Annotated in this window: 11 protein-coding genes; 5 read left to right on the top strand and 6 right to left on the bottom strand. The window is 74.2% G+C overall.

Annotated features, from left to right (window positions below; translation table 11 throughout):
• The first annotated feature begins 59 nt into the window (after positions 1-59).
• The gene (locus FHR37_RS27395) at positions 60-2,123 is read left to right on the top strand and encodes a diacylglycerol kinase family protein (protein ID WP_139239003.1); all 2,064 of its coding nucleotides are present in this window, start codon (positions 60-62) and stop codon (positions 2,121-2,123) included.
• Between the two features lie 12 nt (positions 2,124-2,135).
• Here the strand turns inward: FHR37_RS27395 and FHR37_RS27390 are convergent, their stop codons facing one another.
• Positions 2,136-5,327 carry a sacsin N-terminal ATP-binding-like domain-containing protein gene (locus FHR37_RS27390; RefSeq protein ID WP_202818134.1) on the bottom strand — a complete coding sequence of 1,064 codons (3,192 nt, stop codon included), beginning with the start codon at positions 5,325-5,327 and terminating at the stop codon, positions 2,136-2,138.
• Between the two features lie 329 nt (positions 5,328-5,656).
• Between FHR37_RS27390 and FHR37_RS27385 the strand changes: the two genes are divergently transcribed.
• Positions 5,657-6,643: a 5-aminoimidazole-4-carboxamide ribonucleotide transformylase gene (locus tag FHR37_RS27385; RefSeq protein ID WP_092884044.1), complete on the top strand. Its 987-nt coding sequence runs from the start codon at positions 5,657-5,659 to the stop codon at positions 6,641-6,643.
• 21 nt (positions 6,644-6,664) lie between these two features.
• Here the strand turns inward: FHR37_RS27385 and FHR37_RS27380 are convergent, their stop codons facing one another.
• Positions 6,665-8,320, bottom strand: coding sequence for an FAD-dependent monooxygenase (locus FHR37_RS27380; RefSeq protein ID WP_202884570.1), 1,656 nt, complete (start codon positions 8,318-8,320; stop codon positions 6,665-6,667).
• Positions 8,321-8,438: 118 nt separating this feature from the next.
• Here FHR37_RS27380 and FHR37_RS27375 point away from each other — a divergent pair, with 118 nt between their 5' ends.
• A complete protein-coding gene (locus FHR37_RS27375; protein ID WP_092884043.1) occupies positions 8,439-9,077 on the top strand; it encodes a TetR/AcrR family transcriptional regulator in 639 nt (212 codons plus the stop codon).
• 215 nt (positions 9,078-9,292) lie between these two features.
• Here the strand turns inward: FHR37_RS27375 and pheA are convergent, their stop codons facing one another.
• The gene (gene pheA, locus FHR37_RS27370; RefSeq protein WP_092884042.1) at positions 9,293-10,231 is read right to left on the bottom strand and encodes a prephenate dehydratase; all 939 of its coding nucleotides are present in this window, start codon (positions 10,229-10,231) and stop codon (positions 9,293-9,295) included.
• 152 nt (positions 10,232-10,383) lie between these two features.
• Between pheA and FHR37_RS27365 the strand changes: the two genes are divergently transcribed.
• Entirely contained in the window at positions 10,384-11,394 is a 1,011-nt protein-coding gene (locus FHR37_RS27365) for an aldo/keto reductase (RefSeq protein WP_092884041.1), read from the top strand.
• Positions 11,395-11,457: 63 nt separating this feature from the next.
• On the opposite strand, the gene FHR37_RS27360 is transcribed toward FHR37_RS27365, so the two are convergent.
• The 3 genes from FHR37_RS27360 to FHR37_RS27350 form a co-directional block, all read right to left on the bottom strand.
• Positions 11,458-11,910, bottom strand: coding sequence for an RpiB/LacA/LacB family sugar-phosphate isomerase (locus tag FHR37_RS27360; protein ID WP_092884040.1), 453 nt, complete (start codon positions 11,908-11,910; stop codon positions 11,458-11,460).
• 150 nt (positions 11,911-12,060) lie between these two features.
• Positions 12,061-13,584: an NADP-dependent phosphogluconate dehydrogenase gene (gndA, locus tag FHR37_RS27355; protein ID WP_092884039.1), complete on the bottom strand. Its 1,524-nt coding sequence runs from the start codon at positions 13,582-13,584 to the stop codon at positions 12,061-12,063.
• Complete coding sequence (locus FHR37_RS27350; RefSeq protein ID WP_237768850.1) at positions 13,581-14,798, bottom strand: anhydro-N-acetylmuramic acid kinase; 1,218 nt, start codon at positions 14,796-14,798, stop codon at positions 13,581-13,583. Before FHR37_RS27350 ends, gndA begins: the two co-directional genes overlap by 4 nt.
• Before the next feature lie 354 nt (positions 14,799-15,152).
• Between FHR37_RS27350 and FHR37_RS32150 the strand changes: the two genes are divergently transcribed.
• The gene (locus FHR37_RS32150; protein WP_139239002.1) at positions 15,153-15,794 is read left to right on the top strand and encodes an SRPBCC domain-containing protein; all 642 of its coding nucleotides are present in this window, start codon (positions 15,153-15,155) and stop codon (positions 15,792-15,794) included.
• Positions 15,795-15,804: the final 10 nt, after the last annotated feature.

Raw genomic sequence — 15,804 nt, 5'->3', positions numbered from 1 at the left:
GGGCGCCGGGCACCCCCACGGTCTGCGAACGCACCGATCCCGGGGTAGACATGCTTTCCGTGAGCAGCAAGACGGGGGCCAAGGTCCGCCGGCGGCGCCGCCGGCGCGGTGTGAAGGCACCCGTGCCCGGCGCCGCGAAGGCCGCGACGGCGCCGAAGAACGGCCACCCGGGCCCGCACGGCACCGACCATCCGGATCGCCCGGATGCGCGGGACGCCGGGACGCCCGCGCCGGCACCCGACCACACGGACCACTCCGACCACACAGACCGCTCCGGCCACTCCGGCCGCAGCGACAGCTCCGAGCAGACGGAGCAGGACGGACGCGAGCAGGACCTGTCGGAGCAGTCGCAGCCGGACGAATCCGGAATGAACGGATCCCCCGGGCACCCGCCCGACCGTTCCGGAACGGTCGGGCGGGCGACCGCTCCAGCCGCTGCCGGCCGGACGCCGGGAAGCCACCGCGCCGCCGCCCGGCCGGGCCGGAGCGGCCGATCCGCCCAGCAGCGGACTGCCCGGGCCGCCCGGCAGCGGGCCTGGCGCAGCCGGGCGGTCGAGCGCCGGGCGATGTTCGCGACGCTCACCGGCAGCGCCGGGTTCGCCGTACTCCTCGTTCTCGTCGCCGTCCAGTGGTCCCCGCTGGTCGGCATGGACCGCTCGGTGGCTACTTGGTGGACGACCGTGGTGACGCCGGGCTCGGGGCTCGCCGACTTCTTCGTCGTGGTGCAGGCGATCAGCCAGCCGTGGGTCCTGCGGGCCGCCTCGGTGGTGGTGGCGGCGTTCGTGATCAGAGCCGGTTACCGGCGGCTCGGGTTGTGGCTGATCGGCGTGGTGGCGGTCGGCACGCTGCTCGAGTGGTTCCTCAAGGCGCTGGTCGCACGGCCACGGCCACCGGTGGCCCGGCCGGTCTCGGCGCCGTTCGGTTACTCCTTTCCGTCCGGACATGCCCTGATGTCGGCTCTCGTCGCGAGCGCGCTGGTGATCGTCGCGCTCCGCCTGCGCGTCCGTACGCGCGGCAAGGTCGCGGCGTTCGTCGCGGCGGGCGGGACGATTCTGCTGGTCGGGCTGGATCGCGTCGCCCTGTCCGTGCACTACGTTTCAGACGTGCTAGCCGCCTGGATACTCGCGCCCGCCCTGCTCGGAGCCACCGTGCTCGCCTTCGGACTGGGCCGCCCCCGCGGCCGGGCCGGGGAGGACGAGCCGGAACGCCCCCGCCGCCGCCTCGCCGTGGTGCTCAACCCGTCGAAGGTCGACGACGCCACCGACTTCCGCAACCAGGTCGAACGCACGGCCCAGCGCGCCGGGTGGGAGCCGCCGGAATGGTTCGAGACCAGCGTGGACGACCCGGGCCACGCGATGACCAAGGCCGCGCTCGCCGCCGAGGTCGACCTGGTGATCGCCGCCGGCGGCGACGGCACCGTCCGGGTGGTCTGCTCCGAGCTCGCCGACAGCGGCGTGCCGGTCGGAATCGTGCCTGCCGGCACCGGCAACCTGCTGGTCCGCAACCTCGGCCTGCCGCTGGACCTGCGGGAGGCGATCGAGGTGGCGATCACCGGCACCGACCGGCGGATCGACCTCGTCCGGGTCGAGGGGGACAACCTGGAGACCGACCGGTTCGCGGTGATGGCCGGGCTCGGGCTCGACGCCGCGGTGGTGGGCGAGGCGCCGGCGAAGCTCAAGCGGCGGGTCGGCTGGGCGGCGTACGCGGTGTCCATCGTGCGCAACCTGTCCTTCCCCGCGCTGCGGGTGGACATCGTCGTCGACGACGAGCCGCCGGTACGCCGGTACGCCCGTACCGTCCTGGTCGGCAACGTCGGCACCCTGCACGGCGGGCTCGAACTCCTGCCCGAGGCCGAGCCGGACGACGGGATGCTGGACGTCGTGGCGGTGGCGCCGCGCCGGCTGACCGAATGGCCGCACGTGGCGTGGCGGGTGATCCGGCGGTCGAAGGACCAGGACGAACGCCTGCACACCTGGCGCGGCCGCCGCATCGTCGTGACCGCCGCGGAGGACTGCCCCCGCCAGCTCGACGGTGACGTCATCGAGTCCGGGCGTGAGCTGCGGTGCGAGATCGAGCCGGGCGTCCTGCTCATCCGGATGCCGAGTACGGACCGCCACAGCTAGAGCGGCGGGCGCCTACTCGGGGCTTTCGTCGGCGGGTCGTTCGTCGAAGGCGGCCTCCACGACGTACGCCGGGAGCTGGTCGGGTTCGGCCAGCACGGCCGCGACGGCGTACCGCAGGTCCCACCGCCCGCCTGCCCAGGCCAGCGCCCGGGCCAGCCCGGCGCCGGTGGCCGCGTGCGGGATTCCGTCGTCGTCCACCCACCACTCCACCGACTGCCCGTCGACCTGCAGGTCGTCGTACTCCCGCCAGCTCGTGGGTCCCTCCGGCAGCAGCAGGCGGACGCCTTCCGGCACCGGGCGTTCCCCGCCGTCGTCGGCCGGCTCACCCTCGACCTCGCCGGCGGCGAGCTCGGAGGCCAGCGGCAGGTCGAGGAGTTCGGCCAGGTTGTCCGCGGCCTGGCCGGTCGCGACCACGTGCTCGCCCAGGTCGGTGCGCTGCGCCCACATCGGCGCGTCCACGACCACCGCGTCGTCGGCGTCGACGACTCGGGTCTCCCGGCCGGCCAGGACGCGGACGCGTTCCGGCGCGGAGTCCGCGCCGAGCAGCTGCGGGTCGAGCGAGCCGAGCTGCGCCCACAGCCTCACCATCGTCGCCGCGTCCACGACCAGGGCAGGGTCGGCGAGCCGGTGCAGGATGCGGCGCAGGCCGTCGCTGTCCAGGTCGTCGGCGGTGCGCACCAGGCCGATCGCCTGCCGGGCCGCCGGGTCGAACGCCGCCAGCCACGCCGGCGCCGGGCGGGCCAGCGCGGCGATCGCGGGTTCGGCGTCGGGGTCGGCGTACCCGGGGATCGGCAGGCCGTCGACGTGCACGTGCCGGCGGATCCACCATGCGGTGTACGACGGGACGTCCACCGCCGCCAGCTCCGGCCGGCGCGGGTCACGCAGCCGCGCGGGGACGACCAGCGCCCGGCGCAGGGCCGGCTCGGCGACCAGCAGCGCAAGCGCCCGCGGCCAGGCGTCCTCGCGTACGAAGTCGACGTCGCGCACGGCGAGGAACTCGCCCACGGTGCCGCCGCCGTCGCCCGACTCGAGCTCGTCGGCGGCCTCGCTCGCCCAGCTCTCGATGTCGTCGAGTTCGGCGAGCTCGTCCGGAGGGGCGGTGAGGTCGACGTCGGAGGCGGTGACCAGGCCGAGGGTGCCGACCACGCCGGCCGCCTCCAGCACCTGCGGCCCCCAGCGTTCGAACACCGCGCGGTCCAGCGGCGCGAGGTCCTCGGGGTCGAACAGCTCCTCCGCCCGCGAGCCGGGCAGGACGAGGGCGCTGGCGGGGGCCAGCTCGCCGTGGTCGTCGGGCAGCGCGAGGTCGCCCAGCCAGGGCAGCTCGCCGGGCTGGAGTTCCCCCGCGCGCACCGCGGCGGCGACCAGGGCGAGCACGGCGTCGGCGACCTCGCCGGGCTCGTCGGCGTCCGGGGAGTCCTGGACCGCCGCCCGGACCGCGCCGTCGTCGAGGATGCTCCGGGGGCCGGCAGGTGTCGCGCCGAGGCGTTCGAGGGTGTCGAACGCGGGCTCGGCCGCCGCCAGCTGGTGGATCAGCCGCAGGCCGTACGACGCGAGGACGCCGGTCGTCTCCTCCGGGAGTTCGGCGCCGCCGGGCAGCAGCAGGCCGCGCGCGCCGCGGGCGACCCGGCCGTCGGCGAGCGGGACGGGCAGTGCGCCCAGCGCCTCCCGGCGTTCGGGGTCGGCGGCGGCACCGGCGAGGGCGACGTACAGGTCGTGCCACCAGTCCGGCGGGTGCGCGTCGGCGACCGCGCCGAGCTCGTCCACCAGGTCCGACAGCGGGAGCCGGCGTACGCCGAGCGCGTCGAGGGCGGAGCCGTGCCTGCGCTCGGGGGCGACCAGCCCGCCGACCACGGAGGCCAGCGTGCGTACGAGCACCGGGTCGGCGTCGTCGACGACGACCGCCTCCCGCGGGCGCAGCAGGAGGTGCGGGTCCTCCGCCGAGGGCAGCAGCGGTGTGGCCGGGAGCCGGCGGGCGATGGCCTCGCGCAGGGCGCCGTCGAGCCGGCCGGCCGGAAGACCGAGGGGTACGAGGTCGAGCGCGCCGGAGCTCCCGTCGGGTCCGGCCTCGGCGCGGGTGCGGGCGAGGTCGGCGTACGCCGCGGCCGCCTCCTCCACCAGCCGGTCGGTGAGCGGACCGGGCGCCACGTGCCGGCGGGTCGGGTCCAGCGGGAACGACGCCAGCAGCAGGGCGGGCAGCGACATCGGTTCGTCGGTCGGGGTGGGCGCGTGCACGACCCGCGGCAGCGCCGAGCGGGAGGTCCCGCCGCCGAGCGGGTCCACCGGCGCGGCGTCGCGGGGCACCGCCCACAGGACCGACCAGTACGGCCGGTCGCGTTCCTCGGTGGGCCGGTCCGCGAGCAGCGTGGCGCGCTCGGCGCCCGTCCAGGTGCCGCCGGCGCGTACGGTGTGCCAGCGCGCGGCGGCGTCGGACAGCACGCGTACGGGAGTGGTGCCGGTGTCGATCTCGATCCGGTCCAGGCGGGGCAGCGCCAGCAGCAGGGTGTCGTCGACCTCGGCCAGCAGCTCGCGTACCAAGTCCGCCGCGGCCTCGTCCCGCAGCGGCAGCACCACGGCCGTGTCGAAGCCCTCCGGCGGCTCGCCCTCCGCGGGGAACGGCAACCGCAGGGCCGGCACCTGGCCCCCGCGCCGGCGTACCTCCGTGTCCAGTCCGGGCGCGGCCCGCGCGGCCTCGGCGACCAGCGCGGCGGTGTCGGCGCGGGAGAAGCGCACACCGCCGGACCGGGACAGGACGACCGGCTCGTCGGTGACCGCGAGCACGGCCGCGAAGCCCACCCCGAACCGGCCGACGGCCGACTCGACCTGCTCGTCCTGCTCGGCGTGTTCGCCCGGCTCGATCGGCTCGGCCGGTTCGTCCCGCTTGGCGGAGGCCCGCAGAGTCGCCAGCGACTGCACCCCGTCGGCGGTCAGCCCGGCACCGGTGTTCTCCACCACGAGGACCGGTCCGCCGGAGGCCGACCACGCCGGAGCGTCGTCGCGCAGGGTGAACCGGACGACGCCGGGCACCCCCGCGCGGGCAGCCGCGTCGGCGGCGTTCTGCGCGAGCTCGACCACCAGCCGGTCGCGGTAGCCGCCGAGCGCGAGATCCTCCTCGGCGTTGGCGTCCTCCCGGAAGCGCGCCGGTGACGCCGACCAACCGGCCAGCACCCGGTCACGGATTTGCCCTGTCGCAAACGGATCGCTCACCGTAGGCATTATCGACCCGCCCACACCTGCGCGCGGCCGGGGCCTGCGGGCACGGCGGGAAAATGACAGAGCCCCGGCGACCTGATCCGCGGATCAGCGGTCCACCGGGGCAATTCGTCCAGGACCTACCCGTCTCGAGCGCTTCCACACGGCTCGGGCGTGTCCTAGGTTAGGGCTCGCCGCGACTGGCGTGGATGGATCCGACCATCGGGAAGCGGCGCCGGCCTCCCGTCGACTCCTGGTGACTCCTGTCGACGTCGTGGCCTGGACCTGCCTCGACCGCCTGGGGCCTCGGTCCGCAGCATCCGACTGCGACCGAGGGAGACCCGATGCAACTGCGGTACGGCATGAACCCCCATCTGCCCGCGTCCGTGACGCCCGTACGACCCGGTGAGTGGCCGCTCGACGTGGTCAACGGCGCGCCGTCGTACCTCAACCTGCTGGACGCCCTGGCCGGCTGGCGGCTGGTCGCGGAGGCGGCGGACCTGTTCGGCCGGCCCGCCGCCGCGTCGATCAAGCACCTGTCCCCTGCCGGTGCCGCCCTGGACGGCCCGGTGGACGAGGTGGCGGCCTCCACGTCCGCCGTGGACGTCGCCGAGCTGAGCCCGGTCGCACGGGCCTACCTGCGTGCACGCGACACCGATCCGCAGTCGTCGTACGGCGACGTCGTCGCGGTCTCCGCGCCCGTCGACGTGACCCTCGCCCGGCTGTTGCGGCGCAAGGTGTCGGACGCGATCATCGCTCCGGCGTACGAGCAAGGCGCGGTTGACATCCTGGCGGCCAAGAAGGGCGGGCGCTTCCTCGTCCTGCGGATGGATCCGGCGTACGAGCCTCCGGAGGAGGAAGTCCGCGAGGTGCACGGCCTGCGCCTGGTCCAGCCCGCTGACAAGCTGCGGTTGACAGCCGAGCTGGTACGCGTGGACACAACTGGTCAGTCGCTTCCAGCGCACGCCGTCGAGGACCTGCTCCTCGGCCAGGTCGTCCTGCGGCACACCCAGTCCAACTCGGTCGTCTACGTCCGCGCCGGCGCCACCCTCGGCGTGGGCGCCGGCCAGCAGTCCCGGATCGCCTGCACCCGGATCGCCGGGGCGAAGGCGGACGCGTGGTGGGAGCGCAGACACCAACGGCCGTACGACGTCGCGTTCGGGTCGGACGCGATGGTGAACTTCCGCGACAACGTGGACGAGGCCGCCCGGCACGGCGTGCGGTGGTTCGCCGAGCCGGGCGGTTCGATCCGCGACGACGAGGTGGCGCGGGCCTGCCACGAGCACGGGATCAGCCTCGTCCGCACCGGAGTGCGCCTCTTCCGGCACTGAGGTGCGGGGCCGGGCCCGGGGTCAGCCGCGGGCGAGGACGGCGCGCAGCATCTGGTCGAGCTCGGCCCGGCCGTCGCCGTCGGCGGGCGCCGCTACCGACCGCCAGGCGACCACGCCGTCCGGGCGGACCAGAACCGCGCCGTCGGCACCGATCCCGTGCCGTTCCGGACCGCCGGCCGCGGTCAGGTCGGCGCCGAAACGGTAGGCCGTCACCCGCACGCCGAGTTCGGCCTGCACCGCCTCCGCCGCGTCGGTCCAGGCCTGCCCCGCCGGACCGGCGAGCAGCACGAACTCCCGTCCGTACAGGTCGAGCGTGGAGATCTCGGCACCGCCTCGCCCGGCCACGACGTGCGGCGCCCGGGTGCCGGGCTGCCCGGCGAGCGCGTCCGGTGGCAACGGTGACGCGCCCTCGCCGGCGCCGACCACCGCGGCGGAGCGGTACTGGTAGCCCATCGCCACCGCGGAGTACTCCAGCATCTCCACGTCCGCGTCCGGTCCCATCCGGTTCCCGAACCGCGCGTACGCCTGCCCCGTGGTGAGGTGCCCGGTGGGATGCCGTTCGTCGTGGTAGGTGTCCAGCAGCGCGGGACCGGCCTGCCCGTGCAGCACCGCGGCCAACTTCCAGGCGAGGTTGTGCGCGTCCTGCACGCCGGTGTTGCCGTTCAGCCCGCCGGTCGGCGGCATCAGGTGGGCGGCGTCGCCGACCAGGAAGACCCGGCCGGAGCCGTACCGGCGGGCGAGCTGCGCGCCGATGCCGAAGCCGAACACCCTGCGTTCGGTGCCGGGGATCTGCGGAAGCAAGGTCACCTTGACATCGGGCAGACCCGCGGCGGCGCGCACCATCGCGACCACCCGTTCGTCGGTGAAGTCCTCCGGACCCTCGTGCTCGGGTGAGTAACCCGTCCCGAACACCCACCGCTGCCCGAGGTCGTCGTGCGCCATCAGGATCGTGAACGGCTGCGGCTGCTGGAGGTAGGCGATGGTCACCTCGCGCCCGCGCGTGGCCGGGGTGAGGTCGGCCTCGACGATCGCGGTGATGGTGTGGAACAACGCGCCCGGCCCGTCGACCTCGATGCCGAGGGCAGTCCGCACCGGGCTGATCCACCCGTCCGCGCCGACGAGGTAGTCGGCGCGCAGCACCGTCACCGCGCCGGACGTCAGGTCCCGCAGCGTGGCCGTCACCCCGTCCGCGTCCTGGCCGAACTCGGTGACCTCGGTGGCGAACCGCACGTCGGCGCCCAGCTCGCGGGCCCGGGCCCGCAGCAGCAGCTCCAGCTGGTCCTGGTCGATCGGGCCCTGGCCGCAGGGGCTCGCGGCCTCGGGGCTCGGGTCACCCTCGCCCTCCACCGGGGAGTACTCCTCGTCGGCGAGCGTCTCCGCCCTCACCGGAATCCATTCGAACGCCTCGGCCCGGGCGTAGCTCGCCGCCAGGATCGCCTCCTCCATCCCGACCTGGCGGTAGAGCTCGACCGTGCGTGGGCTCAGGCCGCGCAGCCGGGGGTGCATGAGCAGGTCCGGGTGGCGTTCGGCGACTACCACCGGGACGCCGTGCCAGGCGAGGAAGACGGCGGTGGACAGGCCGGTCAGGGATCCGCCGACCACCAGGACGGACGTCCGGGCCGGCTCGTCGGTGGACACGGCGGATGTGACGGGAGAGGCGGCGTTGCTCGCGGTCATGGTCGTACTCCTTCGTGGGTCGTGGGGACGTACGCCAGGTTCAGCCATCCAGTTGAACTTGTCAACCGTACGGATGAAACGTCCATCCGTACGGTTGACGACTGCTAGGATCCGCGGCATGGCCGGCACGCGGAGGACTCCCCCGAAGGCGACTCGGCAGCGAGACCCGGAACGCACCCGCGAACGCATCCTGGATGCGGCACTCGCGGAGTTCGCCGCCAAGGGCTACGCCGGAGCGCGGGTCAACGAGATCGCCGACCGCGCCGGCGTCAACAAGCAGCTGATCTCCTACTACTTCGGCGGGAAGGCCGGGCTGTACGACGCCCTGCTGGGCCGCTGGCAGGAGATCGAGGAAGAGATCATCGGCGGCCAGGGTGAGCAGTCGCTCGCCGAGCTGACCAGCGGATACGTCGCGCGGCGGCCCCAGGAACGCGACTTCGCACGGTTGCTCGCCTGGGAGGGCCTGTCCGTGGCGGCCGACGAGGCGGAGACCACCCGCGCCACCGAGCACCGGACCACCCGGATGCCGGCCGCGGTCGCCGAGATCGAACGCCGCCGGCAGGCCGGCGAGCTTGCCGCGGACATCGACCCGCGCGCGTTCCTGCTGGCCTTCATGGCCGCGGCGAACGCCGTCGCCGCGCTCCCCCAGATGGCGCGGGCGATCTTCGGGGCCGACCCGAACACCGAGGAGTTCGCCCAGGCTTACGCCGACCAGCTGGCCCGGATGATCCGCCGGCTCGCCGAGCCGGACCACTGACGCAACGACTCAGCAGACCCGCCGGCCTGGACGGCCTGGGGTGGGTACTGGCTGGTACTGGCGGGTCCGGAAACCGTCGGGACGTTCAGCCGACGGCGCGGGATCGCGCGGTTGTCGGTGGTCCCTGCCATGGTGTCCTCGTGCCGGCACCGCGGCGACCCACGCCCGCCGCGGTGCCAGAGCGCGAACGGCGTCCCCGCGGTCTGGTGCCCCGGCTAGCCGCGGCCTTCCCGCACCCGCGCCAGCCAGTCCGCGGCGTCCCGGAAGTCGGCGTCGGCGGTGCCGCCGCGCAGCTGGATCCGGGCGCCGTCCGCGCGTGGGTACGAGCCGAGGAAGCGCACCTCCGCGCACACCCGGCGCAGGCCCATCAGCGCCTCGCCGACGCGGGCCTCGGCGACGTGTCCCTCGCAGTCGATCGAGAAGTTGTAGCGCCCGATGCCGTCACCGGTCGGGCGGGACTCGATCCGGGTGAGGTTGACCCCGCGTACGGCGAACTCGTCCAGGATCTCCAGCAGCGCGCCCGGGTGGTCGTCGCGGATGAACGCCACCAGGGACGTCTTGTCCGCACCGGTCATCGGCCCGGGCGCGGCCGGACGGGTGGCCAGCACGAACCTCGTCACCGCGTCGGCGTTGTCCTCGATCTCGTTCGCGAGCACCTCGAGCCGGTACCGCTCACCGGCGATCCGGGGCGCCACCGCCGCATCGAGCTCCGAGCCCTCCTCCGCGACGGCGGCGGCCGCGGCGGCGGTGGACGAGGCCAGCGTCACCTCCGCCTGCGGCAGGTTGGCGGCCAGCCAGCGCCGGCACTGCGCGGCGGCGTGCGGGTGGGTGCTGATCCGCTTGCAGTCGGCCAGTTGCGTGCCCGACCTGGCCAGCAGCGCGAACGACACCGGCAGCAGGATCTCCCGGGTGATCGCCAGATGGCCGCCGGCGAGTTCGTCCAGGGTGACCGGGACGCCGCCCTCGACGGAGTTCTCGATGGGCACGACCGCGCCGTCGGCCGCGCCGGTGCGTACGGCGTCCAGGGCGGCGGGGACGGTCGCGCAGGGTTCGGGGTCGATCCGGTCGACGTGGGGCAGGGTGCGCAGGGCCGCCTCGGTGAAGGTCCCGGCGGGGCCGAGGTAGGCGTACCGGACTCGTGCGGCTTCGGTCACGCTCCGAGAGTAGACCGGCAGGTCCGGCCACCCGCGCCAGGGGCGACCCCGGCGGGCGGCCCGGTTCGACCCGGGTCGGGACAAGAATTGGTCCGGGATCGTGGGCGATCTTCGGCCTGGTCACCCGGTCCGCGTCTTCCTACCGTGGACGCATGACGAACCAGCAGACCAGCGCCTCCCTCACCCGGCGGCTCGGCCGCACCGACCTCGAACCCAGCGCCATCGGCCTGGGGTGCTGGGCGATCGGCGGCCCGTTCACGATGTTCGGCCAGACCGACGGCTGGGGCGAGGTGGACGACGAGGAGTCGGTCCGCGCGATCCGCCGCGCGCTCGACCTCGGCGTGACCTTCTTCGACACCGCCGACGCCTACGGCACCGGCCACAGCGAACGCGTGCTCGGCCGCGCGCTCGGCGCCGACCGCGAGCGGGTCGTGGTGGCCACGAAGTTCGGCTACACCTACGACGAGGAGCGCCGCGACCTCATGGGCACCGACACCTCGGCCGCATACATCCGGCGGGCCTGCGAGGCCTCGCTGCGGCGGCTCGGCACCGACCACATCGACCTGTACCAACTCCACGTCGGCGACCTGCCGGTGAGCGAGGCCCTCACCGTCATGGAGACGCTGGAGGACCTCGTCGCCGCCGGCACGATCCGGGCGTACGGCTGGAGCACCGACGACGCCGAACGCGCCGAGTTCTTCGCCGCCGGCGCCCACTGCGCCGCGGTCCAGCACGAGCTCAACCTGTTCCGCCCGGCCACCGACCTGCTCGCCACCTGCGCCCGGCACGACCTCAGCAGCGTCAACCGCACGCCGCTGGCGATGGGGCTGCTCACCGGGAAGTTCGGCGTGGGCTCCCGGCTTCCGGCCGACGACGTGCGCTCGGTCGCCACGCTGCCGTGGTTCGACGGCGGCCGGCCGTCGCCGGCGTTACTGGCGAAGCTGGACGGCGTACGCGAGATCCTGCGCAGCGGCGGCCGGACGCCGGCACAGGGCGCGCTGGCCTGGATCTGGGGCACCGGCGACCGGACCATCCCGATCCCCGGCTTCCGTACGGTCGCGCAGGTGGAGGACAACGCGGGCGCCCTCGCCCACGGTCCGCTCAGCCCGGAGCAGGTCGCCGAGGTGAACGCCCTGCTGCGCGACCCGGACGAGGCGGCCTGAACGACGCACCCTCAACGACGCGGCCTGAGCACGCCGGGACGGGCGGATCCGCTCGGGAAGGACTCAGGACCGGGCGATGGTGTCGACGTGGGCGACGTTGGCCCGGTCGTCGGCCTCCTCGCTCGGCCTGCCCTCGAACCACGCGTCCAGGATCTCGGCCAGCAACGGCTCGGAGACCACCCGCAGGCTGAGGGCGAGCGCGTTCGCGTCGTTCCAGCGCCGGGCCCCGGTGGCGGTGTAGGCGTCGGCACACAGCGCGGCCCGCACCCCCGGCACCTTGTTGGCGGCGATCGACGCGCCGGTGCCCGTCCAGCAGCACACCACCGCCTGGTCCGCCCGGCCCTCGGCGACGTCGCGGGCCGCCGCCTCGCTGGCCCAGGCCCAGTCGTCGCGGTCGTCGCCGTCGCCGGGGTTCAGCGCCCCGTGGGCCAGCACGTGGTGGCCGCGGCGGCGGAGGTCGGCGACCAGTGCGTCGGCGACACCGGCCGCCATGTCGGAGGACACCGAGATGCGCATGCCGGTGACCGTACTCCGAACGACCCCCGAAACCACCCGTCGGCGGGTCCCGGGAAAGCCCGGAACCCGCCGACGTGGTGCGGGTCGGATCCAGGACGGTCGTTCCACGTGGAACGAGCGCCGCCTCACCGCCCGATCAGACCGTGCCGATCAGATCTCGGTCTCGGACCGGTCGCCGGACCACTCGAGGTGGAACGAGCCCTCCGCGTCGGTCCGGCGGTAGGTGTGCGCACCGAACAGGTCGCGCAGTCCCTGCAGCAGCGCGGCCGGCAGCCGGTCGCGGCGCAGCGCGTCGAAGTAGGACAGCGCGGCACCGAAGCCGGGCACCGGGACACCCGCGGCGGCCGCGGTCGCGACCACCCGGCGCCAGGCCTCCTGACCCTCGTTGACCGTCCGCGCGAAGTACGGGTCGACCAGCAGCGACGGCAGGTCGGGCGTCTTCTCGTACGCCTCCCGGATCCGGTCCAGGAACCGCGCCCGGATGATGCAGCCGCCGCGCCAGATGGTGGCCATCGCACCGAGGTCGATGTTCCAGTCGTAGGCCTCCGCGCCGGCCCGGATCATGTCGAAGCCCTGCGCGTAGGCGACCACCTTCGACGCGTACAGCGCACGGCGTACGTCGTCGACGAACTGGTCGGGGTTGTCGACGGCCACCTTCTCCGACGGCCCCTCGAGCACTCCCTGGGCCGCGTCGCGCTGCTCGGCGTGCCCGGACACCGAACGCGCGAAGACCGCCTCGGCGATCCCGGACACCGGGGTGCCGAGGTCGAGCGCGATCTGCACCGTCCAGCGGCCGGTGCCCTTCTGCTCGGTCTGGTCGAGCACCTTGTCGATGAACGCGCCGTCGCCGCCGCGCGGGTCCTTCGCGGCGAGGACGTCGGCGGTGATCTCGATCAGGAACGACTCCAGGTCGCCGGTGTTCCACGTACGGAAGATCTCGGCGAGCTCCTCGGGCGTCTTGCCCAGGACGGTGCGCAGCAGGTCGTACGACTCGCCGATGAGCTGCATGTCGGCGTACTCGATGCCGTTGTGCACCATCTTCACGAAGTGTCCGGCACCGTCGGCGCCGACGTGGGTGCAGCAGGGCGTGCCGTCGACCTGGGCCGAAATGGACTCCAGGATCGGCCCGAGCGTCTTGTACGCCTCGGCGGTGCCGCCCGGCATGATGCTCGGGCCGTTCAGCGCACCCTCCTCGCCGCCGGAGATGCCGGTGCCGACGAAGTGCAGGCCGCGCTCGCGCAGTGCCGACTCGCGCCGCCGGGAGTCGATGAAGTGGGCGTTGCCGCCGTCGACCAGGATGTCGCCCGGCTCCAGCAGCTCGGCCAGCTGGTCGATGACCTCGTCCGTGCCGGCGCCGGCCTGGACCATGACGATGACCTTGCGCGGCCGCTTGAGGGCACGAACCACGTCGGAGAGCGACTCGCAGGCGATGAAGTTGCCCTCGGTGGCGTACTCCGCGATCAGGGTGTCGGTGCGCTTGCGGGTGCGGTTGTGCACCGCGACCGTGTGGCCGTTCCGGGCGAGGTTGCGGGCCAGGTTGCGCCCCATGGTGGCCAGGCCGGTCACCGCGATGTCGGCCTTGTCCGGCGTTTCGGGCGTCTGCACGGACGCCTCCTTCTCGGACTGCTCCGGCTGTGCGGCCGTGCCGCCGGGCTCGGTCGTCGTTTCGGTCATGCCTTCGATCCTCTCGCTTCGGGCGGCTCGATCCGCAGTCGGGTCGGTACCACGCCGGGTGGTTCGGGGAGTCGGAGCGGGCCGTGACCGGGAGTGATGCTCCCGAGGACGGTCGCCGCGTCCGCACCGGTGCAGGCCGGGACGGTTCCGGTCACCCCATGGAAGGTGAGAAAGCCCAGCAGGGCGAAGGCGTACGCCTCCTTCCCGTCCGACGGAAGTCCCAGGTCCTCGATCGGCCGGATCCACACCATTCCGTCCTCGCTGACGGCATGGTCGGAACCGGCGAGTTCCCGGATCCGGCGCATCAGCCACGTGTTCCGGACCCCGCCGCCCGACACGACCAGCTCGGCGATGCGGTGCGTGCCGCATTCGGCCGCCACCAGCCGGGCGGTCAGCTCGGTGACCGTGGCCACGATGTCGGCCGGCGGAAGGTCGGGCACGCCGAGCAGGGCGGCGTCGAGGTAGCCGCCGTGGAACAGTTCCTTGCCGGTTGACTTGGGCGGCGGACGACGGAAGTACGGCTCGTCCAGCAGGGCCGCGAGCAGTTTCTCGCTCACCGAACCGGACGCCGAGATCTGCCCGTCGACGTCGTACGGCTGGTCGAAGTAGCGACGGCAGGCGAGGTCGGCGAGCGCGTTGGCCGGCCCCAGGTCGTACGCCAGGACGCCGCCGTCGGGCCGGACCAGCGTCAGGTTGGCGATCCCGCCGAGGTTGAGGGCCGCACGTGTCGCCGGCGCCGGCGGCAGCAGCAGGACGTCGAGGATGCTGACCAGCGGCGCACCCTGCCCGCCCCGGGTGATGTCGCGGCTGCGCAGGTCGGAGACGACGGGGAGGCCGGTGCGTTCGGCGATCCAGGCGGGCTGGCCGAGTTGCAGCGTGCCGCGGGCGCGGCCGTCGTCGATCCAGTGGAACAACGTCTGCCCGTGGGACACGACCAGGTCGGCCCGGCCGCCGGCCAGTTCGTCGGCACCTCGGGCGGCCGCCTCGGCGAACGCCTGGCCGAGCACGGTGTCCAGCCGGCACACGTCCGCCATCGAGGTCTGCGCGGGCGGCAGGCCGGCGCCGATCAGGTCGCGAATGCCGGGGGCGAGCGGGTGGGCGAGCGCGCCGAGCGGGCGGAGCACGATCTCGGTCCCGTCGAAGGCGAGGTCCGCGGCGGCCACGTCGATTCCGTCGTACGACGTGCCGGACATCAGGCCGACCACCCGGGTCACCGGGCCCTGCCCCAAAAGACGCTCCGAAGCCCGCTCCGGAGCCTGCCGCGGGCTCTGTCCTGGTCCCGGTCGCGGCCGGGATCCGGGAGTGTTCGGGTCGGCTCCTGCCTCCGCCTGCACTCGCCGCCGCCTCCCGCCGTGGACGTCGTCCGGTCTGTCCTGTCGGCACGCACACTACGGCGACCAGCCCCACTGGCTCGCCCGGCGGCGGTAAGCGGCTGGAAGCGGCCACCTGCCGGGCTGCCGGCCGCCTCGGCAGCAGACCTTCGATTCGCCTTGACTTATATAAGGCGGTGGCGAATGATGGCGACGTCGCTCCGGCGCGTCCGCCGAGCGAGGACGGAGGGGACCGCCATGGCAGCACGCGGCCACGTAGGCACCGAGGCAGGAACCGAGGCAGGCAGCGACGTCGGAGGCGACGCCGGCAGGTCGGCCGAGCGGATGGCTGCCCCGTGGCCGATCGTCCACGCCGGCGCGACGACGACGGCGACGGCGACGGACGGCGCCCGCCTCGAGGTCGTGCGTACCTTCCCCCTCCCGTCCGGTGAGGTGTGGTCGGCGGTCACCGAGCCGGAGCGGCTCGGCCGGTGGTTCGCCGAGGTCACCGGCGACCTGCGAGTGGGTGGCACCTGGACCGCGACGTTCGACCAGGGCGCGGCATCCGGCGTCGTCGCCGAGTGCCGGCCGGAGTCCCGCATCGTCACGTCCTGGCGGTGGCACCACGACCCGGACGACAACGGCGGCGCAGGGCCGAGCCGGCTGACCGTGAGCCTCGAACCCGTGGCCGACGGCACCCGGCTGGCGCTCACCCACGAGGGCGTGACCGGCAACACGACCGGGCAGGCCGCCGGATGGTACGCACACCTGGCCGGGCTCGCGGCCCACCTTCGCGGCCCGGCGGGCGAAGGCCCGGACGAGGCCGACTGGGACGCGGAGTTCGCCCGCGCCCTCGCCGCGGTGCGCGACCCGGGTGCGGCCGGCGCCGGGACGTTCTGAAGGATCGACC

Source organism: Actinopolymorpha cephalotaxi, assembly GCF_013408535.1.
In the GTDB taxonomy this organism is placed as follows: domain Bacteria; phylum Actinomycetota; class Actinomycetes; order Propionibacteriales; family Actinopolymorphaceae; genus Actinopolymorpha; species Actinopolymorpha cephalotaxi.
The sequence above is the reverse complement of the archived record's forward strand: the minus strand, read 5'-3'. Positions and strand labels throughout refer to the sequence as shown.